The 26,786-nt window shown below is 41.4% G+C and carries 24 protein-coding genes; 11 read left to right on the forward strand and 13 right to left on the reverse strand.

The window, feature by feature from the left end; translation table 11 throughout:
* Positions 1-113 precede the first annotated feature (113 nt).
* Positions 114-3,965 (reverse strand): PAS domain S-box protein, encoded by a 3,852-nt coding sequence (locus LC608_RS18160; protein WP_229554853.1) that lies wholly within the window; start codon positions 3,963-3,965, stop codon positions 114-116.
* Positions 3,966-4,312: 347 nt separating this feature from the next.
* Between LC608_RS18160 and LC608_RS18165 the strand changes: the two genes are divergently transcribed.
* Positions 4,313-4,474 (forward strand): hypothetical protein, encoded by a 162-nt coding sequence (locus LC608_RS18165; RefSeq protein ID WP_229554854.1) that lies wholly within the window; start codon positions 4,313-4,315, stop codon positions 4,472-4,474.
* 435 nt (positions 4,475-4,909) lie between these two features.
* Here LC608_RS18165 and LC608_RS18170 read toward each other — a convergent pair whose 3' ends face one another.
* A complete protein-coding gene (locus LC608_RS18170) occupies positions 4,910-5,089 on the reverse strand; it encodes a hypothetical protein (protein WP_229554855.1) in 180 nt (59 codons plus the stop codon).
* Positions 5,090-5,294: 205 nt separating this feature from the next.
* Between LC608_RS18170 and LC608_RS18175 the strand changes: the two genes are divergently transcribed.
* Complete coding sequence (locus LC608_RS18175; protein ID WP_229554856.1) at positions 5,295-5,546, forward strand: hypothetical protein; 252 nt, start codon at positions 5,295-5,297, stop codon at positions 5,544-5,546.
* A 409-nt stretch (positions 5,547-5,955) separates the two neighbouring features.
* Here LC608_RS18175 and LC608_RS18180 read toward each other — a convergent pair whose 3' ends face one another.
* The gene (locus tag LC608_RS18180) at positions 5,956-6,177 is read right to left on the reverse strand and encodes a DUF4327 family protein (RefSeq protein WP_229554857.1); all 222 of its coding nucleotides are present in this window, start codon (positions 6,175-6,177) and stop codon (positions 5,956-5,958) included.
* A gap of 458 nt (positions 6,178-6,635) precedes the next feature.
* Here LC608_RS18180 and LC608_RS18185 point away from each other — a divergent pair, with 458 nt between their 5' ends.
* On the forward strand, positions 6,636-7,868 hold the full coding sequence (locus LC608_RS18185) for a cysteine desulfurase-like protein (protein ID WP_229554858.1): 1,233 nt from the start codon (positions 6,636-6,638) through the stop codon (positions 7,866-7,868).
* Here LC608_RS18185 and glp read toward each other — a convergent pair.
* From glp to LC608_RS18225, 8 genes are all read right to left on the reverse strand, one after another.
* The gene (gene glp, locus LC608_RS18190; protein ID WP_229554859.1) at positions 7,865-9,127 is read right to left on the reverse strand and encodes a gephyrin-like molybdotransferase Glp; all 1,263 of its coding nucleotides are present in this window, start codon (positions 9,125-9,127) and stop codon (positions 7,865-7,867) included. The two genes, LC608_RS18185 and glp, sit on opposite strands and share 4 nt — an antisense overlap.
* Positions 9,128-9,464: 337 nt before the next feature.
* Entirely contained in the window at positions 9,465-11,225 is a 1,761-nt protein-coding gene (locus LC608_RS18195; RefSeq protein ID WP_229554860.1) for a serine/threonine-protein kinase, read from the reverse strand.
* Between the two features lie 249 nt (positions 11,226-11,474).
* The gene (gene rpsU, locus LC608_RS18200) at positions 11,475-11,663 is read right to left on the reverse strand and encodes a 30S ribosomal protein S21 (RefSeq protein ID WP_012407716.1); all 189 of its coding nucleotides are present in this window, start codon (positions 11,661-11,663) and stop codon (positions 11,475-11,477) included.
* A gap of 116 nt (positions 11,664-11,779) precedes the next feature.
* Positions 11,780-12,103 (reverse strand): RNA-binding protein, encoded by a 324-nt coding sequence (locus LC608_RS18205; protein ID WP_229554861.1) that lies wholly within the window; start codon positions 12,101-12,103, stop codon positions 11,780-11,782.
* Positions 12,104-12,282: 179 nt separating this feature from the next.
* Positions 12,283-12,456: a hypothetical protein gene (locus LC608_RS18210; protein WP_229554862.1), complete on the reverse strand. Its 174-nt coding sequence runs from the start codon at positions 12,454-12,456 to the stop codon at positions 12,283-12,285.
* A 215-nt stretch (positions 12,457-12,671) separates the two neighbouring features.
* Entirely contained in the window at positions 12,672-14,324 is a 1,653-nt protein-coding gene (locus tag LC608_RS18215; protein WP_229554863.1) for a hypothetical protein, read from the reverse strand.
* 97 nt (positions 14,325-14,421) lie between these two features.
* On the reverse strand, positions 14,422-14,823 hold the full coding sequence (locus tag LC608_RS18220; RefSeq protein ID WP_229554864.1) for a hypothetical protein: 402 nt from the start codon (positions 14,821-14,823) through the stop codon (positions 14,422-14,424).
* A 189-nt stretch (positions 14,824-15,012) separates the two neighbouring features.
* Positions 15,013-15,183, reverse strand: a complete 171-nt coding sequence (locus tag LC608_RS18225; RefSeq protein ID WP_229554865.1) for a hypothetical protein — start codon at positions 15,181-15,183, stop codon at positions 15,013-15,015.
* A gap of 446 nt (positions 15,184-15,629) precedes the next feature.
* Between LC608_RS18225 and LC608_RS18230 the strand changes: the two genes are divergently transcribed.
* On the forward strand, positions 15,630-15,812 hold the full coding sequence (locus LC608_RS18230) for a CsbD family protein (protein WP_229554866.1): 183 nt from the start codon (positions 15,630-15,632) through the stop codon (positions 15,810-15,812).
* Positions 15,813-16,305: 493 nt separating this feature from the next.
* Here LC608_RS18230 and LC608_RS18235 read toward each other — a convergent pair whose 3' ends face one another.
* A complete protein-coding gene (locus LC608_RS18235; protein WP_229554867.1) occupies positions 16,306-17,400 on the reverse strand; it encodes a hybrid sensor histidine kinase/response regulator in 1,095 nt (364 codons plus the stop codon).
* 580 nt (positions 17,401-17,980) lie between these two features.
* Here LC608_RS18235 and LC608_RS18240 point away from each other — a divergent pair.
* Together LC608_RS18240 and LC608_RS18245 are read left to right on the forward strand one after the other, a co-directional pair.
* The gene (locus tag LC608_RS18240) at positions 17,981-18,700 is read left to right on the forward strand and encodes a response regulator transcription factor (RefSeq protein WP_229554868.1); all 720 of its coding nucleotides are present in this window, start codon (positions 17,981-17,983) and stop codon (positions 18,698-18,700) included.
* A 179-nt stretch (positions 18,701-18,879) separates the two neighbouring features.
* A complete protein-coding gene (locus LC608_RS18245; RefSeq protein ID WP_229554869.1) occupies positions 18,880-20,568 on the forward strand; it encodes an NAD(P)H-quinone oxidoreductase subunit 4 in 1,689 nt (562 codons plus the stop codon).
* Positions 20,569-20,680: 112 nt separating this feature from the next.
* On the opposite strand, the gene LC608_RS18250 is transcribed toward LC608_RS18245, so the two are convergent.
* Positions 20,681-20,986 (reverse strand): hypothetical protein, encoded by a 306-nt coding sequence (locus LC608_RS18250; protein ID WP_229554870.1) that lies wholly within the window; start codon positions 20,984-20,986, stop codon positions 20,681-20,683.
* Between the two features lie 314 nt (positions 20,987-21,300).
* On the opposite strand from LC608_RS18250, the gene LC608_RS18255 reads away from it, so the two are divergent.
* The 5 genes from LC608_RS18255 (at position 21,301) to LC608_RS18275 (ending at position 26,784) form a co-directional block, all read left to right on the forward strand.
* Complete coding sequence (locus LC608_RS18255; RefSeq protein ID WP_229554871.1) at positions 21,301-22,098, forward strand: serine protease; 798 nt, start codon at positions 21,301-21,303, stop codon at positions 22,096-22,098.
* Positions 22,099-22,223: 125 nt separating this feature from the next.
* Entirely contained in the window at positions 22,224-23,138 is a 915-nt protein-coding gene (gene thrB / locus LC608_RS18260; protein ID WP_229554872.1) for a homoserine kinase, read from the forward strand.
* 42 nt (positions 23,139-23,180) lie between these two features.
* Positions 23,181-23,690: a hypothetical protein gene (locus LC608_RS18265; protein WP_229554873.1), complete on the forward strand. Its 510-nt coding sequence runs from the start codon at positions 23,181-23,183 to the stop codon at positions 23,688-23,690.
* A gap of 281 nt (positions 23,691-23,971) precedes the next feature.
* Positions 23,972-24,853, forward strand: coding sequence for a hypothetical protein (locus LC608_RS18270; protein WP_229554874.1), 882 nt, complete (start codon positions 23,972-23,974; stop codon positions 24,851-24,853).
* A gap of 317 nt (positions 24,854-25,170) precedes the next feature.
* The gene (locus LC608_RS18275) at positions 25,171-26,784 is read left to right on the forward strand and encodes an NAD(P)H-quinone oxidoreductase subunit 4 (protein WP_229554875.1); all 1,614 of its coding nucleotides are present in this window, start codon (positions 25,171-25,173) and stop codon (positions 26,782-26,784) included.
* Positions 26,785-26,786 lie beyond the last annotated feature (2 nt).

The raw sequence follows: 26,786 nt of genomic DNA on the forward strand, positions 1-26,786 counted from the left end.
GTATAAAAGAGGAAAGGGGGCAGGGGGCAGGGGGCAGGGGAGAGAACCCGATAAATAAATTCTTTGCGTAGCGTAACTTTTGACTTTTGACTTTTGGCTTCCGCCTTGCGGTACTAGCCTCTAAATAGGTGGTGTAAAGTTTGCAATAATTCTTTGGTCGTATACGGTTTTGATAAAACTGCTTGCACATTATCAGCCACTTGAGCAAAGACTTCCATTGAATTCAGACCGCTACAGACAATAATTTGAACCTGCTTGTTCATTTTTTGTAAGGTGCGAATAGCGGTGATTCCGTCCATCTCCGGCATCACTATATTCATCAATACGGCATTGATTTGATGCTTGTATTTGGCATAGAGTGCGATCGCCTCTATACCATTATTGGCAACTAGTATTTTGTAGTTGTGCTTTTCTAAGATGATTGTCGCAATCTCCCGAATTTGGGCTTCATCATCTACAACTAAAATCAATTCTCCCTCTCCTGAGAGCAGATCGATCTCTTCTATACTGAACGCTTGAGTTGCTTGCACTGCTGGAAAAAACAGGTCAAATTTGCTGCCTCTACCAACACTGCTAGACACTTTGATAAAACCATCATGGCTTCTAATAATGCCAAGCACTGTTGAAAGTCCGAGTCCCGTACCTGTGTTGACATCTTTTGTGGTGAAAAACGGCTCAAAAATTTTATCTAATATATCTGGCGGTATCCCAATCCCGTTATCGGCAACGGTAATCACAATATAATGCCCAACTTTAGCATCGAGATTCATTCTGGTATAAGCTTCATCAATAAACTTATTTTCCGCAGAAATCTTGATATTGCCACCATTTGGTAAAGCATCGCGGGCATTTACTACCAGATTCATCAGCACTTGATGCAGTTGTGTGGTGTGCCCAGTGACAGCCCAAATGTCTTCTGGGATAACCGTGGAAAATTCAATAGATTTGGGAAATGTCTGTTTAGCAATTTGGACAATTTCTGAAATCAGGTACTCGACTTGAATAATTGTCGGCTCTCCTTTATATCCTCGCGCAAAGGACAAGATTTGCTTTACTAAAGCTGTTCCGCGTTTGGCGTTGGTTCCTACAAGTGCCAGCAGTTGCCCAGAACGCTCCTCGTCGTCTTGGAAAAATTTTTCTTGTAGGAATTGAGCCGCGGCCAAAATTGGTGTCAATATATTGTTCAAGTCGTGGGCAATACCACCTGCAAGAGTACCAAGACTTTCCAATCGCTGGGTGCGAAGAAACTGCTCTTCGAGTTGTTTCTTTTCGGTGATGTCAGTGTCAACACTAAGGATAGATTTGGGTTCTCCCTTAGAATCACGCATCAATGTCCAACGGCTTTCTACAACAATTTCCTTACCGGATTTCGTAACTTTATATAGCTCACCTTGCCACGAGCCATTTTCAATTACGCTTTTTAGCGGTACTTCTAGTTGCTGCTGAGTTGCTGCTAGGTAAAAAATCTCCCGGAGGTCTTTTCCTATAACCTCTGGAGAAAGCCAACCATACATCCGCTCTGCACCTTTATTCCAAAATAAGATATGAGACTGGAAATCTCGAACTAATATGGCGTCGGTGGCGATATCAAGTAGAGCAGCTTGTTCAAAGATTTTTTGTTCCGCCAGCTTGCGCTCAGTGACATCCTTGTTTGTACCGATTATCCTGATTGGCTGACCGACTTCGTTATAGTAGACCTGACCTTTGCAGTTTAACCAGTGTAGGCTGCCGTCGGGCCAGACGACTCGATAATCTGTAGTTGCCCTTCCTTCCTCAATCATGCGAGGTATACCCGCAGCCACAGTTTCGCGGTCTTCTGGATGGATTAAATTAAGATAATCTTCTATGGTGGGACACAAGGTAGCGCTCGGTAGACCATAAAGGGGCCCCATATTGGCAGACCAAACACTAGTATTGGCGATCAGGTCGCGATCCCATATACCCATTTGACCAGCTTCCAAAGCTAAACTCAATCGCGCTTCACTTTCTTGCAGTGACTCTTCGGCTAGTTTTCGTTCGGTGATATCTTCGCCTATACCGCCATAGTACTGAACTTTTCCTTGGTCATCATAGACAGTAAAGCTCCGATCCCAGATCCAGCGCATCGATCCATCAGGTCGCAAAATTCGATATTCTATTGAAGCTGACTCACCATTAAGCTGTTGTTTTGCTGCACTGGTTGTTCGCTCGCGATCGTCTGGATGAATGGTGTCTATCCAGGACTCAGGATGCTCCAATAGATATTGGCAAGAGCGACCCCAAATTTTTTCATAAGCCGGACTAACATACAAGGTTCGGAATGAATCTGCACTAGCAATCCAAATGACTGCGTGGATATTTTCGGCAATAGTGCGAAATTTCTCCTCAGTCTGGCGCAGTGAATCTTCTGCCAGTTTGCGCTCGGTGATATCTTCGACAATGCCAGCATAATAGTTAAGTTTTCCTTGCTCATCATAGACAGCAAAGCCTTGATTCCAAATCCAGCGCACCGATCCATCAGGTCGCAAAATCCGATATTCTACTGAAATAGATTGACTACCACTAAGTAGTTGCTCGATTGATTGCGTGGCCTGATCGCGATCGTCTGGATGAACCATGTCTACCCAAGATTTTGGCTGCTCAAACAGATCCTGGATAGATCGACCCCAAATGTTCTCATAAGCAGGACTAATGTACAAGGGGTCAAATGAATCTGGGCTACCAATCCAGATCATTGCGTGGGTGTTTTCGGAAAAAGTCCGAAATTTCTTCTCGCTTTGGCGCAGTGCTGCTTCTGCAAGTTGGCGTTCATGTAGCGCCGCTTGCTGTTCGGTAATATCTCTGCCTTTTGCCACTCGTTGTTCTAACTCATGGTTTCCTTGGCACAGTGATTCCTTTGCCTGTTGGCGTTCGCTAATATCGCAGAGTAACCATCGCCAACCAACTTGCTTACCCTGTGAATCGTACATGGCAGCCCCTCTAATGCTACCTGGAAAAGCTTTACCTTGCCGTGGTTTTAGGTAAACTTCCCACTTTTGTTGCTGCTGCGGATTATTTAGTCGAATAGTAAAAGTCTGGCGGTCTTGGTGAGCAATAAATAAAATTAATGGTTTGTTTACTAAATATTTTTGGCGGACAGCCAGCAATGTTGCTGCTGCTCGGTTAGCCTCTTGGATAATACCTGCTGTATCAGTGACCAAGTAAGCATCTGGAGCGAACTCAAATAAATCTTGGTAACGCTGGCGCTCCAATTCTACTAGCTCACGGGCAATGGTCAACTCTTGATTTTGTTCGCGCAGTTCTTCTTCTACTACTTGGAGTTCTTCGAGGGCTAGCTGAAGTTCTTGATTAACTTGCATGATTTCAGCCGATTGTGCCTCAACCCATACTTTTAAGTTATTTTGAGTTTGGTGGCTGACTTGTTCTATCTCTGTGTGCTGATTAACCTGTCTGGATTCATCTTTGGGTTTTTGTAAATATTGCTGCAAGCCTTCAACAACCCCAACCATTTTTACCAGGTCAAAGGCTTGTAATAAGCTAGTCTCAGTAATGATTCCTTGCAATTGTCCGCGATCATCCAAAACGGGCAAATAATGAGTCTGATGCTGACGCAATAACGATAAGGCAATGAAAATATCCTGAGAATCTGATTGTCTAAGTGTAACCACTGGCTGCGTCATCACTTGTGCGATCGTCACCGTGGATAAGTCCATTCCAGAAGCTATAAGTCTAACTACATCTTTTTCAGTAAAAATGCCTAATAAATTTACTCCCTCCACAACCAAGACACAACCTGTTAATGGTTGATTGACGGGGTTTAAATCCAATGAAAAATTTAAGTTTGTAGGTGCATAATTACTACATTTTTCCTGGTTCATCAAGAAGATAGCTTCGACTACAAAACTATCTGGCTTAATCGTTAAGGGAGAACGATTAATGACATTATTTAAGCTTGGTATGTTAATCAGTCGATCGTTGAATCGCATGGTTAATTTGTCAGTTTTTATGATCTTTCTGATATCAAAACGAATTAGCAAAAGCTAGCAAAAGGCAGAGGAAGCAAACTGTTGAAAATCAGCGATGATTTTTGGTACTATCAACTGCCACTCAAGTATCAATCAACTATCTTGATTGATATACCTTGCAAAAATTAGAAGACCTAATACAAGGGGTATAACACAAGTTACTAACTACAGCAGGAAGTAGATATAATTACAGAGTTGCCAAACTTATTTTATTGTCAAATTAAAGATAGTAAATCATCTTTCTCAAGAGATTAACTTAATTGATGATCTTGATAGTTTTGTTAGTGTGAAATCTTTGAAATTAATTGATGAGTTTAAATATTAAACCCTTGTTTCCTAACGTCGCCAGAAAGGTTGTACTTTCGGTTGTTTTGTTGAAGGAGGCAGTTCTTGCTGGAGAAGCAAATCATACCAATTCACAATTCGCAATGACGCTCGTTCCTCTCTACGAGACGCTGCGCGAACGCTAACGCAATTCGCAATTAAAAAACTTAGATGCAGCAAGGCTTTCAGGGTTTACATCTGCATCAAATTTTTCGTGAAATGGTATCATCAAAGGGTCAAAACGATGGTGTCTACGAGTATCACCCATCCCTTGCGCGTCTTTATTAGGGAAAGGGCATCGGTGAGAAGTAAAGAGGATTTGACTTAGTTTATTCTATTTAGCAGGTGGCAACCACAAGTAAGGCTGCTCTCAAATCCCCCATTTCTAGTTATACAAATTTATATATTTATATAAAGATAATTTAAGGAGCTTCTGAAGAGACATAACAATTTCAATTGATTAGTGAAAATTCGCGGTGTCCAAATTCCGGGCTTCTTAGAGAAGTCAGAGATATAAATTTTTACGAATGATTCAGGGCTACTATGGCTAAATAACAATCCGATTTTATTTTTGAGCTTATTTACGTGGTGCGCGTTCGCGTTAGCGTCTCTGAAACAGAAGCCTCTCCATTAGGAGAAGCGTCTCGCAGAGAAGCGCAGCGCAAGCGCGATAGGCGGGTAGTAGGCTTGCCGTGAGCGTAGCCAAACGGGAGTAGGGAATCAGCCCTTTCGAGTTGAGGGCGAGTTTTTTCAAAAATCAAAGAGGAGTCCTATAGCTTTGATGCTATTACTTAAGAAATATGTATAAATCATACGAGATTATTAAATGTTTCAAATTCCCTCACAAGTTCCTCATATTTAAAGACTATAGTCAAAATATAAACACATCGTTTTAAATACCTACGGGCTTGTCAAGTGGCTACCCCGATTTGCGATAAAACTTTTATTAACAGGATTTGAGAAAATATGAATTACTGCCCTTGCTGCTCAAGCCTACTTTTAGAACATGTACGCGCTGGAGAAAGTTACTGGTTTTGTCGCCACTGCTGGCAAGAAATGCCTGTTTATAATCTGAACCAATCCAGTTCATTTACCGAGGCTGTCACGGCAAAAATACCTACAAAGGCTCAACAAGAAAAACGTAGAAATACTACTGTTTACGCTAGCCAATGGCAATCTATCACAGAATGGATAGGGGTAGAAGAATTGTCTGCCTAATCCTAAGTAACTGGAATTGCTTTAGTATAATTTTTTCTTGATTCCACCAATCAATCGTCATAAAATGCCAGGCTGTGGATCTCCCATGAGGTATTACCTGACACAACAATTTATCGGGGGGTTGGGGGAATCAAAAGCCAGTGGGGCAACTCTAGAAGACTTGTGTATGCCACCGTAGCTTGCTTAAAAGAGAGTTTACAAGTCAGGAAACCGCAAGGGCGCAGTAGCTCTCCAGCCTACGCAGTTTAAGATTTTTGGCGCTAGCCCAAGCGTATTACTTTATAAATAACCTCTAATAATCTCTTGTTTATAACCCTCAACTTAATTCGAGAGTTTTTTATAAAAAATGAATTTCTAATTTTAATTTTATTGAGATGCTGCTAATAAGGTTCAGCTTTTAAATGCAGCCTCAATCGTCTTCCCAAGATTCGTGGTTCAGGAGATCGATAATTCTATCTCTGAGTAAAAATTCGTTTTTTTCTAACTCAAGTTCAAAATTAACCCAGTCACAACGAGGAATATATTTACAGAGGGTATAAATTGACTGCTGACGGTTAACAAGTCTCTTTTTAACAAGTTGCAGTGCTTCTTGCTTGATAAGCTCGATGTCGTATTTAACCCTAGTATTCATAGCTCGTTCCTTTGTTTTCAATCAAGGAATTAAAAATAACAACAATATAGGATTACTATTTGATTTTTTAAAAAATTAGGTACTGTAGGGTGCGTTAAGATGGAATCCGTAATGCACGATTCGTAAGGATTTGATGTCGTACTTTTGCAGCTACATATCCTACCTATCTTTTTAAAAATCGAATAGTAGTCGTATAGTTGCTTTGACTCTACCTTAAACTTATCAAATAAAACTGGCGAGAGTTGTGAAGAATCAAGACATTAATTTTTGCTGTAAGTAAGAGATATTATTAAGATACTCTTTGAGTTACTAAGTTTACCCCCTCTCTAGAGAGATTCTTGCAGAATAAGAAGGTTGGCATACCAAGCTGTAAACACCAAGAGAGGGTGTAGATGCTCTCTAGGCGACTCGCTAAAAGGTAGGCTAGGGTAAATAACATTCTCCAAAAAACTTATACTATGCTTTTGAATCTTGATAAAGTTCGGCAATATTTTCCCGCCCTAGCTGGTGAATGGACTTTTTTTGATAATGCTGGCGGCTCACAAACCCTGAAAAAAGTAGTAGATAGAATTAGCGAATTTCTCCTGAGTTCTGATGTTCAGTTGGGAGCTTCTTATGCAGTTTCTCAACTTGCAGGAGAACGATTGGCTTTAGCAACTAGGGGAATGGCTACTTTCATTAACGCCAATTCTTATAAAGAAGTGGTTATGGGCCCATCTACTACAATGATGTTGAAAGTTCTTTCTATTTGTCTTGGTCAAACCTTTACACCTGGCGATGAAATTATTGTTACTAATTGTGACCATGAGGCCAATATTGGTGCTTGGGTGGCTCTGGAAAAACAAGGAATGAAGGTTAAAGTGTGGCAAATTCGCCCAGATAGCTTGGAACTTCATTTAGCAGATTTAGAATTATTGATGAGTCAGCGTACAAAACTAGTAGCTTTGACTCATGCTTCTAATGTTCTGGGAACCATCAATCCTATCAAAGAAATTGCTGCATTTGTACACGATCGCAATGCGATGATTTGTGTGGATGGTGTAGCTTATGCACCCCACAGGTTAGTTGATGTCCAAGATTTGGATGTTGATTTCTATGCTTTGAGTTGTTATAAAGTTTACGGGCCACATCATGCTTTACTTTATGGCAAAGAAGAACATTTATTAAGATTACCTGGTCTTAATCATTATTTTATTGACCAGACAGATATACCTTATAAATTTCAGTTAGGGAATGTCAATTTTGAATTAAGTTATGGAATGTTGGGTTTATGCGATTATCTAAGTGAATTAGCAAAACTGCACTACGGCGATCAAACTGCACCTGATTTGAGAAATCAAATGGTGCAAGCGTTTGATTTAATTAGCATACATGAAGAACATATTAGCGATCGCCTCTTAAATTACCTCAACAGTAAGTCTAATGTGCGAGTGATTGGTCAATCAAAAGCTGATCGTAAATCCCGTGTGCCAACTATATCTTTTGTAGTAGATGGAATGAATAGCTCAACCATTCCGGCAAAAATTGACCAACATTATATTGCGATTCGCTACGGTGACTTTTATGCTAAACGGCTGATTGAATACCTGGGTTTAGCGTCGCAAGGTGGAATAGTCAGGGTGAGTATGGTGCATTACAACACCCTTGAAGAAGTTAACAGTTTGATTGAGGCTTTTGAGCAGGTATTTTAACCGTTATTAAGCTGCAAAACTTGCACCTCTTCTTGTGGGTAAACTAATGTTTTACCCACCGGAAGAACAGCTAAAGCGTTGGTTTGAGCTAAATTAATTAAATTGCCGGAACTTTGACTACCATCAGCTTGATAAAATTCGTAAACTCCATCAATTAAATGCAATTTACCCCAAAGGTAAGTTTCGCGTTTGCCATTTGATCGCAACTCATGATGCGATCGCACTTTCAAAAACACTGGTTCCCAACCTTCAATAATTCCCGAAAGTTTCTTAATTGCTGGTAGCACAAACCGCCAAAATGTCACCAATACAGCAGCAGGGTTTCCTGGTAAACCAAAGTAGAGTGGGGAGTGGGTAGAGACGCGATTAATCGCGTCTCTACTGGGGAGTGTGGCGACGGTGAGGGGTTTACCTGGCCTCATTTCTACAGCCCGAATATGGATTTTTGCTTTTAGTGACTCTAGAATTTTATCAACATAGTCATAATCTCCTACTGAGACACCACCAGAAGAGAGAACTATATCAGCGATCGCAATGGCATGGGCAATAACTTTCTCCAGAGCAATTGGATCATCTTTGACTATGCCTAAAAGTATTGGTTCTGCGCCACTTTGTCTCACCAAAGCTGCTAGCGCATACTGATTAGAATCCACAATTTGCCCTGGTTGCAACGGTTGATCAACTGTCATCAACTCATCACCAGTGGAAAAAATTGCCACACGCGGACGGCGGTAAACACTTAATTGTGAACATTGTGCTGCTGCCAATACGGCAATTTCTGGAGCATTTAACTTAATTCCTGCTGGTAGTAATTGTGTTCCAGATTGATAAAAAGATGCTTTGTGTCTGACAAATTCTTGCGGTTTTGGCGCATCCAGAATAAATACACGGTTTTCCTCGCGGCGTGTCTTTTCTTGCATGACTACAGTATCCGCACCTGCTGGGATCACTGCACCTGTGAAAATCCGCGCGGCTTGTCCTGCTTGAATTGTAGACTTGGACTGATACCCAGCCGGAATATCTTCAACAATTTCTAAAACGGCTGGGTTTTTGCTGCTATGCTGTACATCTTCATAGCGAACTGCGTAGCCATCCATTGCCGAATTATCCCAATGGGGAAAATCTAGCGGACTGGTGACAGGTACTGCCAAAATCCGACTATCTGCTACTAATAAATTGACAACTTCTGTATCACGCTGATGATCCAACGGTTGTACTAAATTTAAAATAATTGTTTGTGCATCGCTGACTGATACCATAGCGATCGCCTCCGAGTTTTTTTATGCCTTTGACCAATTTTAGGACTTATGCACAAATAACGGAAAATCGAACCACAGAGGCACAGAGAACACGGAGTAATAAGAGTTTGAGAGATATTTTGCGTAAGTCCTGAATATTTCTCAAAAACAGAATGAAAGCTCAAGTCATATCAGTTAAGGGACTTCCAAATAAAAAAATGTTCCAAAACTGACGCAAAAACTCTTTCTATTCCTTCTCTCTCTGTGTTCTCTGTGTCTCTGTGGTTCGTTCGTTTATTTGGATATATTTATTTCTTGGAAGTCCCTAAAAATTAATAACTGTTCACTGTTCACTGATTTAACGCCACCCTAAAAACCGCAATCCAGGGACAATTAGGTAGTAACTCACTCCTAACCAGAAGCTAATAAAGACGCCTACAGAACCAAAAAAAATCAGAGGTAACTGTAACTCTGACCAGCCTGGTTGACTAGAGAATTGGAAAATCGGAGGTGCTAACCTCAAAAGAATCAAAACTGCATAGGCGATCGCACTACCAAAGGCAGCGAACACAGCGTACACTATGTGATGGCTGCGAAGTCCTAAACTTAAGGTAAGTAGGCAAACTCCCACTAAAATTACTGCCACTAAGCCCTCACCGCTATCTTTGGGTGTGATTAATTGCAAAATCAACCAACCGAAGCCATAGCTAATCATGCCCATCAATGATGCTACTAAAAAGCGCCGATGTTGACCAAAACAGCCGGATACTGTCAGTCCCCAAGCAGTTCCCCAGCCGGCGGCGACGAATACCAAAATATCTGCCCCGAAGACGGGTTGAGTATTTGGCACTAATTGGTTTTGCTGATTCCAAATAAATTCCACAATCTGACGACCCAAGCTTGTGTGATATGCCAAAATAAAACCTGCGATCGCACCAAAACAAGCGCCAACATAAGCCAGAATCATCGCCCAAATCGTCGCCAAACAAGCTTGGAAAACTTTGATGATTGTCTGAGCGATAAAAATAACGGTTTTAGTTACACCTTGGCTAAAGTTAGCTAAAACTTGTTCAATAGCTTGTATTAGCTGTGTAAATCTTTGGGAAACTTGCGTTGAGACTTGTTTAACGTTGTCTCGCAATTGGGCAAATAATCCTGGCGGCGGTAATGGTTGAGAAATCTTCGCCAAACGTTTTTGAATTATAGCTGCATTTGCTGGACGCGATCGCACATCTTCCTGCACCATCTCATCCACCAAATCTGCCAATTGGGGGTTGACATTTACCGTACTTCGCCAGCGCAATTTCCCCGTTTGCTGATCTTCCAACTCTAGTGGGTACTTGCCTGTTAGTAGTTCAATCATGGTTCGACCAAGGGCATAAAAATCGGCACTTGGCCCGACAATCCCCCCTGTCACTTGTTCTGGTGGACTGTAGCCTGAAGAAAATAATCGGGTGGAACTAGACTGAGAACGCAGCTTAGAGGGGCTAAATTGTTTTACCCCGCCAAAATCAATTAGTACTAAGCGATCGCCCCCTGTTTGCCCTTGCGACGGGGTTAAAGATGGCGAAGAAGTTCCCAGCATTAAATTAGAAGGTTTGATATCCCGGTGAAGAATCTGACGTTTGTGTAATTCTTGTAAAATCTCGACAGCTTGGGAAAACCAGTTTAAAACCAAATCTTCTGGACACCCTTGGGGAAACTTTTTTAATATCTCCTCTAAAGTCCGCCCATTAATTTTTTCCATTACCAGACAAGGCAATTGGTGCGATTTGGGGTTAAACAGTTGTACCTGAAAATAGCCTTCGGCATCGACTCTGGGAACACCTGGATGGTTCAAACTAGATAAAACCGCCGCTTCTTGGGTAAATAACTCCAGTGCCTTTGGTGAATCTTCTACCAACACCTTTAGCACTTTCTCTGTTTGAGTTTTTTCATCCCAAACCGTGTAAATTTGAGCAAATCCTCCCGACCCCAAAGCCTGAAGTGGAACATAGCGGTCTAACAGTTCTAGCGGTGCGCCACAACTGTTGCAAAATTTGTTTCCCCAAGGCTGAGGATAAGGACGTTGACAATCAGGATTTATACAGTGAACCGCCCTCTGAGTGATGTGAGACACAACCGCTACAATACAAAGGCTGAGTTGATTTTAGCGTTTCTTTAGGTTTCCTGATTTTAAAATAGCCAAAAGGAAAACCCTCATAGATTTTATGAGGGTATTCGTTTATATTTACAGCATATTTCAAGGGAGGTGAACTACACAAGCTAAGTCTCAAAGCAAGGTATAAAGCCTGTTTTACTTCTGTTAGCGTAGCGGGGCGTAGCCCATTCTGACTCCTGAATTCTGAATTCTGCTGTATGTCAGCCCTTAGTTACGAAAGCTTCTCTTACTTTGTCTGTGCTTGGCAACTTCTTTGCGCTTGCGTTTTTCTAGGGGCGTTTCAAAATGGCGATGCTTTCTCATGTCTGGGAAAATTCCAGCCTTGGAAACTTCTCGCTTGAATCGCCGTAAGGCTGATTCAATGTGTTCATTGTCACCTACAATTACTTGGGTCATTATCTCTCCTAACTAAGTTGACTTCATCAATGGCTATGGAAGCACTAACATTACAAAAAAAAGACAGACTCCTTGTCTGACCTTAAGACTCTAGGTAAGTTTTTTTGTTTCCAACGTTAGTAGCGGTTGCGTCCACCGCCGCCACCACCGCCGTATCCTCCTCTACCACCACCGAAGGAACCTCTGTCGCCTCTATCTTCTTTGGGTTTAGCCTTATTCACTTTCAGGTCACGACCCATCCACTCAGCACCATCTAGAGCTTCAATGGCAGCTGTTTCTTCAGCTTCAGTTCCCATTTCCACAAAAGCAAAGCCGCGTGGACGACCTGTTTCACGGTCAGTAGGTACTTGAACCCGTTTTACAGTACCATATTCTGCAAAAATACCACTTAAATCTTCTTGTGTAACGTCATAAGAGAGGTTACCTACATAAATTGACATCGATTCTCTCCAAAATCATCACTGTGTAGAGATTTTAATTTCTCTGAGTAGTCTGTAAATACTAAAAGGAAAAAGCCTTTCAATACTAAAATCAAAGACATCACCAAATTAACTCTCCTAATCTAGGATGACATACGAGCCAACTCTCTGCATCCAGTAGATCGTTAACAGATAATTAACTAGTGATGCGATCGCACCAACGCGATCGCCTGCCCCCGCCTACCATAAGTACAGCCCACCGCAAAAAAGGGTTGGAAATGGAAGAAGATAAATCCTGTAGGGTGATCAAGGAAATCTGACATGCAGGGGCGCATCTTTAATATCCGAATTGAACGTTTGACTGTATTAACCAAAAGTATTACTCCCAAATTTTAATATGAAAGGCAAAGTCAGGCAACAAATAAAGGGTATAGCAATCCTAATTTGAGTTATAAAAATTATCTAACCGCTTTCTGGTGCATCGCTTTTAGGGCAGGGGAGCAGGGAGCAGGGAGCAGGGAGCAGGGAGCAGGGGGAGAAAAAGTGGTTTTGATTCCAAAAATTGGATAATTGATTTTTTGGCGTTCCCTCAATACATGTTCGCTATAGCAAGTTGCTTATCATCACCTTTCCAAGCTGTTTCCAATTCGGCTTTGACAACTTGAGCGTTATCTTTGCCCAGTGCCTGTAAACTTGCCTGCAAGCCAAATAGAGAACGCCCATTATGAGGATACTTTTCTAGATCGGCACGAAAGACTTTTTCAGCCTGTGCATAGTCGCCTTTAGCCAAAAGCACACTGCCTAAAGATTCCCGCGTCGGCAAATACCAGTCTGGTGGTTCCACGTAATCAAGGGTATCTTCTAGTGCCACTGCTTTTTCTAACAATAAAATGGCAGATTCATAATCATGCTTTTCTCTAGCAATTTTGGCGTTTAAAACTTTTGAGGCAATGTCTAAAATGCGACTGGCAGGACTGAAGCCAATGGTTGCTTCGGTGGAAATTCCCCGTTTGGCGGCAAGTAATGCCCGACTTTCATTTGCTGCATCTTCAAGTTGGCCTGTGGCTGCGCTTGCCATACCGCGAGCAAAATGCCAAAGTGCTGTGGTAGTAGGCAATTTAGCATCGGGGGCCGGAGTTTTTAAGATGGCATCCCAATCACTGAAGCGTGTCTGAATCAGCATTTTGCTGCCCAGAAAACCCTCAAGCATTGGTGCATACGGGTCAATTGCAGTAGCATTTGCGACTAACGTCTCTGCGGCTTGGAGAGCATCTTTATATTTTCCTGCCATGCTACTGGCCACCATGAGAAAATGTATGTTGTGGTTGTAGTACATCATGGCGTAAGTGCCCTGGACTTGATATTTTTTGATGTAAATATCATCTTGAGCGATCGCCTGCTCATTTGCCTGCATTGCCCCTTCATAATCTCCTACACGAAAATAAATATGACTTGGCATGTGTACCAAGTGTCCGGCTGTTGGTGCTAGGCTTGGGAGTCTTTTGGCACTCACAAGGGCCCGTTCTGGGGAAAGTGAGGCTTCCAGTGCATGGATATAGTAATGATTAGCTCCGGTATGATTCGGATTACGTTTGAGGACTGATTCTAAAATAGCCACAATTTTTTCTGTATCTGGCTGTGGCTTGCCATCTTTAGTCCAGTGCTGCCAAGGATGCAGATCCATCAAGCTTTCAGCGTAAAGCGTTGCCGCATCCAAATCATCGGGATAACGCTTGACTAGGATTGCCATTGCTTTTGCGTAGTCTACCGCTAGTTTAAACAAATCTGCATTAGGCTCTTGGGAGTAACGTTTTGCTAAGACGGTAATGTAGTCTCGCTCTTGGGCAGATGCTTGGGTGGAAAGTGCTAAAGCTTGCTGTACCGCTTGGTAAGCAGCTAATTCTCGGTTGGGGTCAATTGCTAAGTTAATATTAGGGCCTAGAGCTAGAGCGATACCCCAATATGCGATCGCCAAATGTGGATCGAGTTTGGCAGCGTATTGAAAAGAACGTACTGCCTCATCATGATTGAAAGCGTAAATCAAATTTAATCCCTGATCGAAAAACTCTTGCGCTTGGGGATTAGAAGTGGAAACTGGATGGTGGATTGTCCCAACTCCAGATATTAAACTATAGGGCTGTCTTGCTTGAGCGTAGACGTAAAGCGGGTTGTCGTCAGCGATCGCTGCACTAGGAGCGATTAAAGAGAGTATAAGCAGCCAAATTATAAATAAATACTTCATTATTCTTTTTATTCAAACTCTTTTTTTATTAATATTTAAATATCACAGTTTTTTTCAGGAAGCAATTTGTTTTTATACAGCTTCATATTTTTTTAAATTATGAGTTATATTTTCGATATATCTCTTTTTCAAGTTCTAGCTTTTCTTCATCTATTCGGATTATCATGTCATCTTCCTCTCCATCTTCATCTGGGATGAGTTGATATAAACCAAACTCACAACACTCTGCAATTACAGATATCATACTGATCAGATTTTTATATATTCTTACTGAATCCTCAAGGCAACCAACATCCCAAAGATAAACCGGAGATGAATCGAGGTCGCCAATTACATAAAGCATTCTTTTATTCTCATACGCAGCAATGGGAAACCATTTTTGGTTCCAATATGCATCATCATAGTTAGTAGCCTTTCCTATAGTTTTGTAAATATAAACTGAATCTTGCAAGGAACAAAAAGAACAAATGACATCGGCTCTTAATTGTTCAGGAAACAAAAAATAGAGTGGTAGATAGCCATTGTTATAACCAAGATCGGCAGTTCCATTGCGCCATTGATAAAGTTCGTATACTTCTCAGGGCGAACGCACGGTATTTCTGAAACCCTTACTGGGTAAGGATATTGACGAAAAAATAGGCTAAATTTAAAAACGCCGAAACCCTTGCTATTAAAGGATTCTTATACTTTAGATGCGTTTGCCCTGGTATACTTCTTCGGATAACCTGAATGGTAAATCCTTTGTAATTTCGTCAATCTGCTGGCGAGTTAAACCTGGATTGTAACAATCAAAGAAATCATGATTGGTAGATTTTAACCAATTCAAAATATATTGAAGTTCATCCGTAAGTTCAGACATTTAACTAACCTCATTTAGTGATTAAAGACGAAATAATTTTAAAGCATCTCATCTCATTTACCCGGAATTGAATACACAGGCTCACTAAGATTGCACTATCACCACCAAGCTGAAAGCCTCCGCACACTGTTGACATATTTACCATATCCAGTTGTGATAAGCCAAGTTGCGGTTTATCAGCATCACTATCTACCTGAAGTTATAAATTATCTTGTCTTAAGACTGAACAATATAATGGTACCTTTCTCTCTTTTGGATATTAGTTGAATTCTCAAGATGAATTTAACCTTTAAATAGTTATGTACAACGGATACAAATATCCTTCATAAAAACATCGTCAGATAGAAGAATTAAAACTTTTCTAAAAGTAATATATAAACATTGCAACGCTTTTCAAGCGAGCAACAAAAAATAATCAACAATTAACATACTTAGGAAAAAAGAATATGAGTATCGAAGATAGAGCAAAAGCTTTTGCTAAAAATGTCGAAGGTAAAGTCCAAGAGGCGGTTGGTGAAGTAACGGGCGATCCTAAAGATAAGGCTGAAGGTAAAGCTAAACAAGCTGAAGCTCAAGTCCGCCACACTGCTGAGAATATCAAAGATGAAGTTAAAAAGACTTTAGACTAAACTGAACTTTATTTAGGAAGAAGGTGTAAGTAAAATAATTATTTACTGAGCCTTCTCCCTTTTTCAAATCTATGTTTTACCTTGGGCTTCAGGCTGCCAATACCTTCCCGATATTGTTCCAGAAATTGATCAGTAAAAATATTTATTTTTGTCTGCTTCCTCCCATATAAAACTAATGTTTGATTTCTGAAAAAGCTCGGTACAGAGCGAAAAGCCTAATTCCTTATTCCCTACTCCCCACTCCCCGCGCACGTAGATAATTTCAAAAATCAAATACGATTCTCATATCTTAGTTTTCTCTCTTAGTGTTCACGGATTTTGCCTGTGAACACTATTTTTGATTGCAAAACACCTATTTTTTATACTAAGGGCACATAAATGTGCATTAAGATTAACTTCAAAAAATAATATTAAACATACACAGATGGCGCTAAATTTAGTTTAACAAGGGAGAATTTTAGCCCAGATTGGGTTTTCTGATGAATTCCTACTTTTAGTTTTCGCCTGCTACAGGTAGACGGATAGTGAATGTACTACCCTTCCCTGGTTCAGATGTCACATCAATTGTGCCTTGATGTGCTTCAATAATGCAGCGAGATAGATATAGTCCTAAACCACTGCCAGAACGCTGGTGTTTCCCTTGGCGAAATCGCTCGAATAATATTGCTTGGTCTTGTTTTGAAATTCCTGGCCCTGTATCTTGGATATCAATAGTCACAGCTACCGGAGTAAGATAGCAGCGAATATCTACAGAACCTTTGTCTGTAAATTTGATGGCATTGCCAATAATATTTGTTAAAACTCGCCGCAGTTCAACGCGATCGCCCATGACAGTGCTTGGCGTTTCACCTAGATCAATATTTACAGTTAATCCTTTTTCTTCAGCTAAGGGAGTTAATTCTTGAGTAACTTCACTAACTAATTCTTGAATATTGTAGGGAGAAATTTTTAAGGTTTTACAGCCCGCTTCATGACGATAAACTTCTAGCAAGGTATTTACCATTTCCAGCAGGTCTTGATTACTGCCAATCATGGTATCAATTATTTCTTGTAATTGTGGCGAAACATCGCAAAATCTGCCTTCCAACAATAATTTTAATACCCGGTTGGAGGCTACTAGTGGTATGCGTAAATCGTGAGTAAAACGCGAGACAAAATCTGCCCGGAGGTTAGCCATCTGATCTCGTTCGTCGATACTATGCTTGAGGCGCAGGAGCGATCGCACTCGTGCATGAAGTTCATCAGGATCGAATGGTTTACGAATAAAGTCATCTGCACCAGCATCGAGTCCTTCCACAACGCTAGACGCATAGTGAGCCGTGAGCAGCAAAATGGGGATAAATGGCAACGCCGGATTTTGCCGGATGCGTCGAGTAAATTCATAGCCATCTATCTCCGGCATCATTACATCTAACAGAATTAAGTCTGGTGGGGACTCCTCAGCCATAGCCAGAGCAATTTTGCTATCTTCGACTAAGCTAATTTCATAGCCCTCATCTTCTAGGACAGCTTCTAAGACTAGTAAATTGTCAAAAATATCATCGACAACGAGAATTTTATCTTTTTTGACAGTTTTAGTTAAAGACATGGCTAAATAAAAAAAGAAGTGCTTGGCTATCCCTCGCAAATCTAGTAATAGCTTACTTCACCAGCACTAAGATTATTAAGGATTCATATTTTCGTTTAAAGTTTCCTAAATTAAAATCTAGCTTTTTTAAGTGATTACACTGACGTTTTATTTAATATATGTATTAGCATCCTATTGTCTTAACAAATATCTTAGCCGTCTGGTTATCCAAACAATATCTGTGTCTGAATCTTAAAGTGAGGTAGGTTAGTCTCTTTTATTTAAATCATCGTAGCCACTGCAAGGACAACTATTTAATAGTCACCCACTCTTGCTTGCTACCGGATTTTCAATGAAAAATTGTTTACCATGAAATACCTATCCTGAGATTAATGTATAAAATGTTTTTTAATTAACTTAATATTGTCATATCGAAACTCTTGCTTTAGAAAAACTTCCGAGATAAGGTTATTTATGTCTAATGGTAGATGAAGTTAAGGGAACAATACCAACTACATTGCTTTTTGTATAAGATCCCAGATAGAAGAACGAGATTATTTTAATCTGTACTTTAGATAGATAACAGTAAAGTTAAGTAACTATGAATGAAATCAATATCCTCGTGATTGAAGATCACAACCTTACGAGAATCGGCTTACGGGCTGCCTTACAAACCCAGCCAGAGTTTAAAATTATTGGTGAAGCAGCCAATGCAGCCGAAGGTATTAAGCTTCTGAAAAGTCTCAAGCCGGATGTTGCTACTATTGACATCGGTTTGCCTGACATGGATGGTATTGAGCTAACACGCACATTTAGGCAATATCAAGCAGAGAATGGAGATTATACTACAAAACTGCTAATTCTAACCATGCAGAACAGCGAACAGGCAGTTTTAGCAGCATTTGCAGCAGGTGCAGATTCTTATTGCATGAAGGATATCGAAACTGAAAGACTAGTTGAGGCTGTGCGAACGACCCATGCAGGTAGCTCATGGATCGATCCAGCGATCGCAGACCTTGTACTACAACAAATACGTCAAGATTTCCCCGATGGTAGCAGAGGTGCATCTGGAAAAAGAGTCTTAATTGAAGGTATTGACCCAGATGTTGAGAAAAGTATAGTCACCTATCCTTTAACTCATAGGGAGATGGATGTTTTAGAGTTGATTGTCGCCGGGTGTGACAATGCAGAAATTGCTAAAAGGCTCTATTTAACAGTCGGTACTGTAAAAACTCATGTTCGAGGTATTCTCAATAAACTCTGTGTTGCTGACCGGACACAGGCTGCCGTCCGTGCCTTGCGGGCTGGATTAGTACCGTGAGCAACTAAAAATCTTTCTTCCCCAGTTTCCAGTCGCCATTTTCAAGTCAATTGTCTTTAAGTCAAAGCGGTTAACTGGGACAAATTATTTATGGTTAACTGGGACAAATACTTATGAAGAAATTGTTACAAAGTTGAGTACAATGACATCATCCCAAATAAGTATTTTTTCTCATATACATGATAGCGGATCAATTTCCTTGGCTTACCGCAATTGTCTTGCTGCCACTCGTTGCTTCCCTGCTTATCCCTGTGCTGCCTGATAAAGATGGCAAGCGCGTGCGGTGGTATGCATTGGGTATAGGTATCGCAGACTTTGCCTTGATGTGCTACGCCTTTTGGAAGCATTACGATGCCAGCAATGCTAGTTTTCAAATGGTGGAAAGTTATGCGTGGATGCCTCAGTTGGGTCTTAACTGGGCAGTATCAGTCGATGGACTTTCAGCGCCACTTGTGCTGCTAGCAGGATTTGTCACCACACTCTCGATTTTTTCGGCCTGGCAAGTTGATCACCGTCCCCGCCTTTTCTATTTTTTAATGCTGGTGCTGTATTCGGCACAGGTAGGGGTGTTCGTTGCCAAAGACTTGCTGCTATTTTTCATTATGTGGGAAGTAGAGCTGATTCCCGTCTACCTACTAGTCTGTATTTGGGGTGGACAAAGGCGACGTTATGCGGCTACAAAATTTTTGTTGTATACCGCAGCAGCCTCTATATTTATTTTGGTGGCAGCCTTGGCAATGGGGCTATACGGCGGCGGTGATATGACATTTGATATAACTGCCTTGGCTAAGAAGGAATATCCTCTTGGATTACAACTGCTACTTTATGCAGGGTTATTGGTTGCATTTGGTGTCAAACTTGCTGTTTTCCCAATGCATACCTGGTTGCCTGATGCTCACGGCGAAGCATCATCTCCTGTATCGATGATATTAGCTGGTGTATTGCTGAAGATGGGCGGATACGGACTGATTCGCCTGAATGTTGAGTTGCTTCCCGATGCACACATTTACTTTGCGCCGGTTCTAGCCATTCTCGGTGTTGTCAACATTATCTATGGTGCATTGAACTCCTTTGCTCAGACGAATATGAAGCGGCGTTTGGCTTATTCGTCGATTTCTCACATGGGGTTTGTGCTACTTGGGATTGCGTCGTTCACTGATTTGGGAATCAACGGCGCGATGTTGCAGATGATTTCGCATGGTTTGATTGCATCGGTGTTGTTCTTCTTAGCCGGCGTTACTTACGATCGCACCCACACAATGGTAATGAAAGATATGGGCGGTATTGGTCAAGCCATGCCCAAAGTCTTTGCCCTGTTTACAATCGCAGCAATGGCATCTCTAGCACTTCCCGGTATGAGCGGCTTTGCTGGCGAACTATCGGTATTTGTTGGTATGACAAGCAGTGACGTTTACAGTTCAACTTTCTGCACCGTGACAGTTTTTCTCGCCGCAGTTGGAGTCATCCTCACACCTATCTATCTACTTTCCATGCTGCGAGAGGTATTTTATGGTAAAGATGCAGCACTGCTATGCGACATTAATAATGCAGGCTTGGAAAATCAAGAAGATGACGGAACAGTTTGTTTTGGTACAGACTGTCTCGTGCCAGAAGATGCAGTATACGAGGATGCTAGACCCCGTGAGGTGTTTATCGCTGCCTGTTTTCTGCTAATGATTATTGGTATTGGTTTCTATCCCAAAATGGCGATGCAGATGTATGACGTGAAGACTGTCGCAGTCAATGCTAATCTTCGCCAGTCCTATGCGATAGTTTCGCAAACAAACCCCCAGATTTATGCTAAGGGATTCTTGGTTCCACAAATTTCCGAGGTTGAGGCAGCGCCCGTTTTAGGAACTTTGAAGTAAGCTTTTTGACCAATAGACTTGTCGAAAAGAGCGATCGCTAGGTATCTTTCTGAGGAATAACAGAGTATTGATAGCCTATCACTCTAGATAGGCTGTCAATCCCCAATCATTATCAGGATGCCCAACATGTTTTTTCTGGAAAAGATCCTTTTTTCCAATCTTGCCAAACCTTTACTGCTGCTCGTTGAAAAAATGCCTGCGAGTTTTGCTCTGGTGTTTCTTGAAGTTCTTTAACTTCCCCACTAAATTTATCTATCCACAAAGAGCCGAGACGATCTCCATGTGGCCCAAAGCGGTAAGTAACGCCGATATCATCCTCCTTTTGTTTTAAAATTAATACGTAAAAAGCCATAATATTTAATATTAAAATATATGTTGGCTGAATTTTATAAATTATAGTAATTGAAACTATTATCAATGTGCAATGTCTTTGTGATTAAAAATTATTTATGACTGCCAAAATGCGAATAGCTTTATTTACTCTTCAGATGATTTTTTAACCGTGTTAAATACATTTTAAACTATCAGTGAGGATACTTTAAGTTGGGTTTAGCAGCAGATATAATCGACTTTTTCTCTGTATATGCAAACACTACTTCAACTCCAAAATCAGTAGAGTCTTTTCTCCAAGAGACTGATCAATTTGAAAACTGTAGTGAAGTAAAAAAAATTATTAGGAGATTAACTCAAGAAGGATAGCTGATTCCTGCTGGATTTAGTCCAAGTACTCTTGTGCTATTTCATGATACATACTACTCGTATTCAGAGGTTGAACCTGTAGAACGAGATTATGGCACTTATGAGTTTTTAGTTTTTGGTTTTCCTTATATTCGTAATCATTTTGTCACTACAGTTAAGCCTGTAGTGGTCAAGAAAATAGATGGCTCGGATGATATAGGTTCTGGATTTTTAGTTAATTATCCATCATTTGAAAATTCATTATTTGTAACTGCCAAGCATTGCATTGAGAATATGCAAGAAGTAAGTATTCCTGAATGGAACTGTGCCAATATACCTATTTTAAATATCTGGAAACTTAGTGACAAAAGAGCAGATTTAGCTGTTATTGAATTTGGAGGAGATGCTTTTCCAAAAGTACCTAGTTTTCATATTAGCAATGCCAATATATTAGACAATATTTTAACTATGGGCTACCCGCCGATTCCTGGTTTTGAATCTGTATTGATTGCGGAAACTGCACAAATTGCTGGACATCTCAAATCAACAACAGGACAAATTATAGGTAAGGAAAAAGCTTATTTGGATCAGCAAAACTACTTTCTAATCAGTGCCAGAGTAAAAGGCGGTAACAGTGGAGGTCCAGTTATTAATCAATATGGTAAAGTCGTGGGTATAGTTTGCCAACTTCCAGCAGAAGCAGAAGGACGTACAGACATTTTAGGTTATGGTTGTGCAATACCTACAGAAACATTACGAGATTTTCTACAAGCTTGTATCGAACAGTCTGATAGTGTTACAAAACTCAAATTTCAAATGACTCCAGATGGGTTTAGAACAGCTTTAGGCTGATACACTGCATTCAATCAGTATTCTTTAACCTCAATTTAGCAACTTACATACAAAAAACTATCAGAATTCATTCGCAAATCAACCGTTTACATGGGATGCTAGTTGATGATTAGTGAGTTTTACCAATGTCTGTTGTTTCTGCCATCACTGTTACCGTTCCCGCCACAACTGCGAATTTGGGGCCTGGTTTTGATTGCATCGGTGCAGCATTAAAGCTGTACAACGAGTTCAAGTTCACTCGCCAAGAAGAGGCTGGGTTAACTATTCATGTCACTGGTACGGAAGCTGAACGAGTTCAAACTGATGAGAGCAATCTCCTCTACCAAGCGTTCGTCAAGTTCTATCAACATATAGAGCAGACACCGCCAACTGTGAAAATAGAGATCAAGTTAGGTGTGCCGTTGGCGAGGGGTTTGGGTAGTTCGGCGACAGCAATTGTTGGTGGCTTAGTTGCTGCTAATCAACTTGAGGGTGCAACTCTTTCTCAGTCACAGGTGATGGAGTTAGCGATCGCAATGGAAGGACATCCTGATAATGTAGTTCCAGCTTTGTTGGGAGGATGTCGTCTGGCTGCTACTAGTGGTGCAGCTTGGGAAATTTGTGATGTTCCCTGGCATCAAGATATTGTACCAGTTGTAGCTATTCCTAATTTTGAACTTTCCACTTCAAAGGCGCGGGGCGTTCTTCCAACTGAAGTGAGTCGCGCCGATGCGATTTTCAATACAGCACATTTGGGGTTATTATTGCGCGGCTTGGAAACTGGTAACGGACAATGGTTAAAGACAGCTTTACAAGATAGATTGCATCAGCCCTATCGTAAAGCTTTGATTCCTGGTTATGATGTTCTTAACATCGCAGCCGTTAGTGCTGGTGCTTATGGTATGGTGATTAGTGGTGCGGGGCCGACACTGTTAGCTTTGACAGATAAATTACACTCAGAGGCTGTGGAGGCGGCGATGTTAGCTGCTTGGCAAGAAGAAGGAATTACAGCCGAGGTGCGATCGCTTTCCCTCGATACCCAAGGCGCAAAAAGCTTTTAAAAAATCCGATAACTATTTTACTCAGCACTTAAAACTCGATTTATGGAGCAAATTCAGGATGAAATGGCGGCGCTTAAATCTCAAATTCAGATTCTCCTAGAAGAACGCGCTGCACTGACTATTAATAATGTAATCTCTGCCGAGAATGATTCACCCCAGGCAATGGTGGAAGCGTATCGCCGTCAAGCCAGGGAAAATGCCCAATTATCAGTTGAACTCCAAGGCATAGATGCAGCGATCGCAGCCTTGGAAGGACAGATAAAACAAAAACAAGGTAAGTTAGTGCGATCGCAAGTTGCATCAAAAGAACTTATCCAACAGCAGGAGCTAGAAGAAGCCAAAGAAGTAGCACAGGTTCATGCTCAACGCATTAATCAACTGGCGGCAGAACTGGCCGCAGAAGTTCGTTTTCTTAAAGCTTGTGCCAATCAACTCAGTCCAATGTATTGGCAGATTTATTACAAGCCTTTCATTACTGGGTTCAAGACAATCTCCGTCCCTTATGTCCGCTCTGATGGGGAAGTGTGGACAATTGTCAATCGGATTGTTTAATGGTCAGCCCCAAGTACTTTTGACCTCACTTCCATTCCTCTCTCTAAGAGGAGAGAGGCTTTGAATCTTACTCCCCTTCTCTTATAGGGAAGGGGCTGGGGGTTAGGTCTATGACTCAACTTAGAAGCGTAGACTAAATACTGTCGGTTCGCTCATTTGAGAATGACAAGAAGAATTAATGCCTTGAGGAGAAAGGAATAGGGCAATTGTACAAATCCTCAAACATTATTAGCACCATTTCCCGGTAGTCTAGAGGACATCTTCTTGAGATGGGTGTGCGGATGACCAGTGAACTCTTAGAAATCAGTTCGGAGCGGATTGATGATATTCCAGTGATAGTGGAATGGCTCAAGCAAATGGAGATAGCTAAACTCCTGGACAAAAACTTGAGCCGACTGCATGGAAACCATCAGGGGTTGAGCTATGGGCAATTAAGCGTGTTGCTATTAACATACATCATCACGCAGGCGGATCATCGGTTGTGTGCAGTAGAAGCCTGGGTGAAGGCACATCAACAGATTTTGGAGTTGAGTACAGGGTGGTTGATTGGAGAAAAAGATACCAGCGATGACCGATTGGCAAGAGTGGTGGAAGAATTAGGCAAGCAGGAAGATGCAATCGGGCGGATAGAAGTGAAATTGGGGCAGCATTTAATTCGTGCTTATGAATTACCCAGGGAAGTTGCACGAGCAGACACAAGTAGTTTTTCAGTTAATCACCAGCAACAGAAATCAGAACACTCTAGTCTATTACGCTATGGGCATTCCAAAGACAAGCGTCCCGACTTGTTGCAGTACCGTCAGTTGCTAGGAACCCTTGACCCTGCGGGCATACCATTAGTTAGTGCCACTCTCCCAGGTAATGGAGCCGATGATCCGTTGTATTGGCCTACTTGGCAGCAAATGGTAAAAGTAATTGGACACAATTCGTTTGTCTTTTTAGCCGATTGTAAGGCAGCAGCGATCGCAACCCGTGGTCAGATTGCGTCAAAAGGAGGTATTTATTGTTTCCCTGTACCCATGAGCGGACAGCACCCTCAGTTACTAAAACAATGGGTACTCGACCCACCTTCTCCTCTTTCGCCTCTCCAGCGACACATCCTTTCAGTGATGAAATTGCCCGAGTCTCTTTATCTCCTACATGGTCGGCAGTGCAAGACTTAATTCCTTCTCACCCGTTGAAAATGAGCGAACCGACAGTAAATAGCTCTGACAATTGGGCTAGAAAATATGACGGTTTTGTAACGGTGGCTTTAGCTGCCGTTTTTTGTTGACGTTGCAAAACTTTACATTTAGAATGGAATCGGCAAAATCAGATAAGTATTTATTCTTATTTATCCTGATAATTTAAAATTCGATGAGTATATATTCCTGTCTATGCCAAAAATTTAATATTCTAGAGTTAAAGAATATTTACAAAAGTATAGATTCCTTAATATAATCAAATTAAAAGCGAGAAGCCAAATTGATTGTCAGAAGTGATGAATGCTATTGAATTTCCCTGGCTAACAGCCACAATCCTCTTACCCTTGGTGGCTGCCTTAGCCATCCCCTTAATCCCAGACAAAGAAGGTAGAACTGTGCGGTGGTATGGTCTGGGAGTTGCTTTTGCTGACTTTGCACTGATGATTTATGCCTTTTGGTACAAGTACGACTTCCAAAGTTCAAAGCTTCAATTTGTAGAAAACTATCCTTGGATACCGCAGTTAGGTTTGCATTGGGCTGTGGGGGTTGATGGTTTATCGATGCCCTTGCTGCTTCTAACAGGCTTAATAAATACCCTCGCAATCTTCGCGGCTTGGAAAGTTACCATCAAGCCGCGATTATTTTATGGTTTGATGTTAGCGATGTACAGCGCCCAACTTGGCGTATTTGTCGCCCAAGATTTGCTGTTGTTCTTCCTGATGTGGGAAATCGAGTTAGTGCCGGTTTACCTGCTGATTTCCATCTGGGGAGGACAAAACCGCCGTTATGCGGCTACCAAATTCATTCTTTACACCGCCGCCGCATCAATATTTATCTTGATCGCCGGTTTTGCAATGGCATTCTCTGGAGATACCGTCACCTTCGACATGGCGACTCTGGGAATGAAAGAATACCCCAAAACCTTGGAATTGTTAGTTTATGCAGGTTTCTTAATTGCCTTCGGTGTAAAGTTACCGATTTTCCCTTTACATACTTGGCTACCTGATGCCCACGGTGAAGCATCAGCACCCGGTTCAATGATTTTGGCTGGTGTTTTGTTAAAAATGGGTGGTTATGCTCTAATCCGCTTCAATGTGGAAATGTTGCCCAATGCCCATGTGACTTTTGCACCAGTGTTAGCGATTTTAGGTGTGGTTAACATTGTCTACGGTGCTTGCTGTGCCTTCGCTCAAACCAATCTCAAACGCCGCTTGGCTTACTCTTCAATAGCCCACATGGGGTTTGTGCTGATTGGGATTTCCTCTTACACAGAACTAGGTATTAGCGGTGCAGTGCTACAAATGGTTTCCCACGGCTTGATTGCTGCTAGCTTGTTCTTCTTATCTGGCGTGACTTACGATCGCACCCACACCTTGATGATGGATAAAATGGGCGGTATGGCGAAGTTAATGCCCAAAACCTTTGCTATGTTTACCATCGGTTCAATGGCTTCTCTCGCCTTACCCGGAATGAGTGGTTTTGTGGGTGAGTTGATGGTATTTCTCGGTATCGCCACCAGTGATGTTTACAGTTCCAGCTTTAAAGTTGTAGTTGTGTTGCTGTCAGCCGTTGGCGTGATTTTGACACCGATTTATTTACTGTCGATGTTGCGTCAAGTGTTCTACGGTGAGCAAAGTCAGGAGTTGCACTTGGATGCTGTAATATCTGATGTCAAACCCCGCGAAATATTTATTACCGCTTGTTTGTTGCTGCCAATCATCGGTATCGGGTTTTATCCCAAATTGGCAACGCAGACTTATGATGTGAAGGCAGTGGAATTAGCTGCCCATGCTCGTGAAGTTCTACCAGTTGTTGCTCATCAACAACCGTCAAGTCTGTACTCGCGGATTTTCTCTGCACCAACATTGGCTAATTCTCAAGTTGAAAGTTTAATTAATATTTCTGAGTGAAT

Source organism: Nostoc sp. XA010 (assembly GCF_020829625.1).
Lineage (GTDB): Bacteria > Cyanobacteriota > Cyanobacteriia > Cyanobacteriales > Nostocaceae > Nostoc.

Bases quoted from the DNA above. Each gene is read 5' to 3' on its own strand.
- LC608_RS18165 (WP_229554854.1), top strand. From the start codon at position 4,313: ATGAGTTTAAATATTAAACCCTTGTTTCCTAACGTCGCCAGAAAGGTT.
- LC608_RS18240 (WP_229554868.1), top strand. From the start codon at position 17,981: ATGAATGAAATCAATATCCTCGTGATTGAAGATCACAACCTTACGAGA.
- LC608_RS18225 (WP_229554865.1), bottom strand. From the start codon at position 15,183: ATGTCTGAACTTACGGATGAACTTCAATATATTTTGAATTGGTTAAAA.
- thrB (WP_229554872.1), top strand. From the start codon at position 22,224: ATGTCTGTTGTTTCTGCCATCACTGTTACCGTTCCCGCCACAACTGCG.
- LC608_RS18235 (WP_229554867.1), bottom strand. From the start codon at position 17,400: ATGTCTTTAACTAAAACTGTCAAAAAAGATAAAATTCTCGTTGTCGAT.
- LC608_RS18245 (WP_229554869.1), top strand. From the start codon at position 18,880: ATGATAGCGGATCAATTTCCTTGGCTTACCGCAATTGTCTTGCTGCCA.
- LC608_RS18275 (WP_229554875.1), top strand. From the start codon at position 25,171: ATGAATGCTATTGAATTTCCCTGGCTAACAGCCACAATCCTCTTACCC.
- LC608_RS18265 (WP_229554873.1), top strand. From the start codon at position 23,181: ATGGAGCAAATTCAGGATGAAATGGCGGCGCTTAAATCTCAAATTCAG.
- LC608_RS18215 (WP_229554863.1), bottom strand. From the start codon at position 14,324: ATGAAGTATTTATTTATAATTTGGCTGCTTATACTCTCTTTAATCGCT.
- LC608_RS18160 (WP_229554853.1), bottom strand. From the start codon at position 3,965: ATGCGATTCAACGATCGACTGATTAACATACCAAGCTTAAATAATGTC.
- LC608_RS18230 (WP_229554866.1), top strand. From the start codon at position 15,630: ATGAGTATCGAAGATAGAGCAAAAGCTTTTGCTAAAAATGTCGAAGGT.
- LC608_RS18205 (WP_229554861.1), bottom strand. From the start codon at position 12,103: ATGTCAATTTATGTAGGTAACCTCTCTTATGACGTTACACAAGAAGAT.
- LC608_RS18185 (WP_229554858.1), top strand. From the start codon at position 6,636: ATGCTTTTGAATCTTGATAAAGTTCGGCAATATTTTCCCGCCCTAGCT.
- LC608_RS18180 (WP_229554857.1), bottom strand. From the start codon at position 6,177: ATGAATACTAGGGTTAAATACGACATCGAGCTTATCAAGCAAGAAGCA.
- LC608_RS18270 (WP_229554874.1), top strand. From the start codon at position 23,972: ATGACCAGTGAACTCTTAGAAATCAGTTCGGAGCGGATTGATGATATT.
- glp (WP_229554859.1), bottom strand. From the start codon at position 9,127: ATGGTATCAGTCAGCGATGCACAAACAATTATTTTAAATTTAGTACAA.
- rpsU (WP_012407716.1), bottom strand. From the start codon at position 11,663: ATGACCCAAGTAATTGTAGGTGACAATGAACACATTGAATCAGCCTTA.
- LC608_RS18175 (WP_229554856.1), top strand. From the start codon at position 5,295: ATGAATTACTGCCCTTGCTGCTCAAGCCTACTTTTAGAACATGTACGC.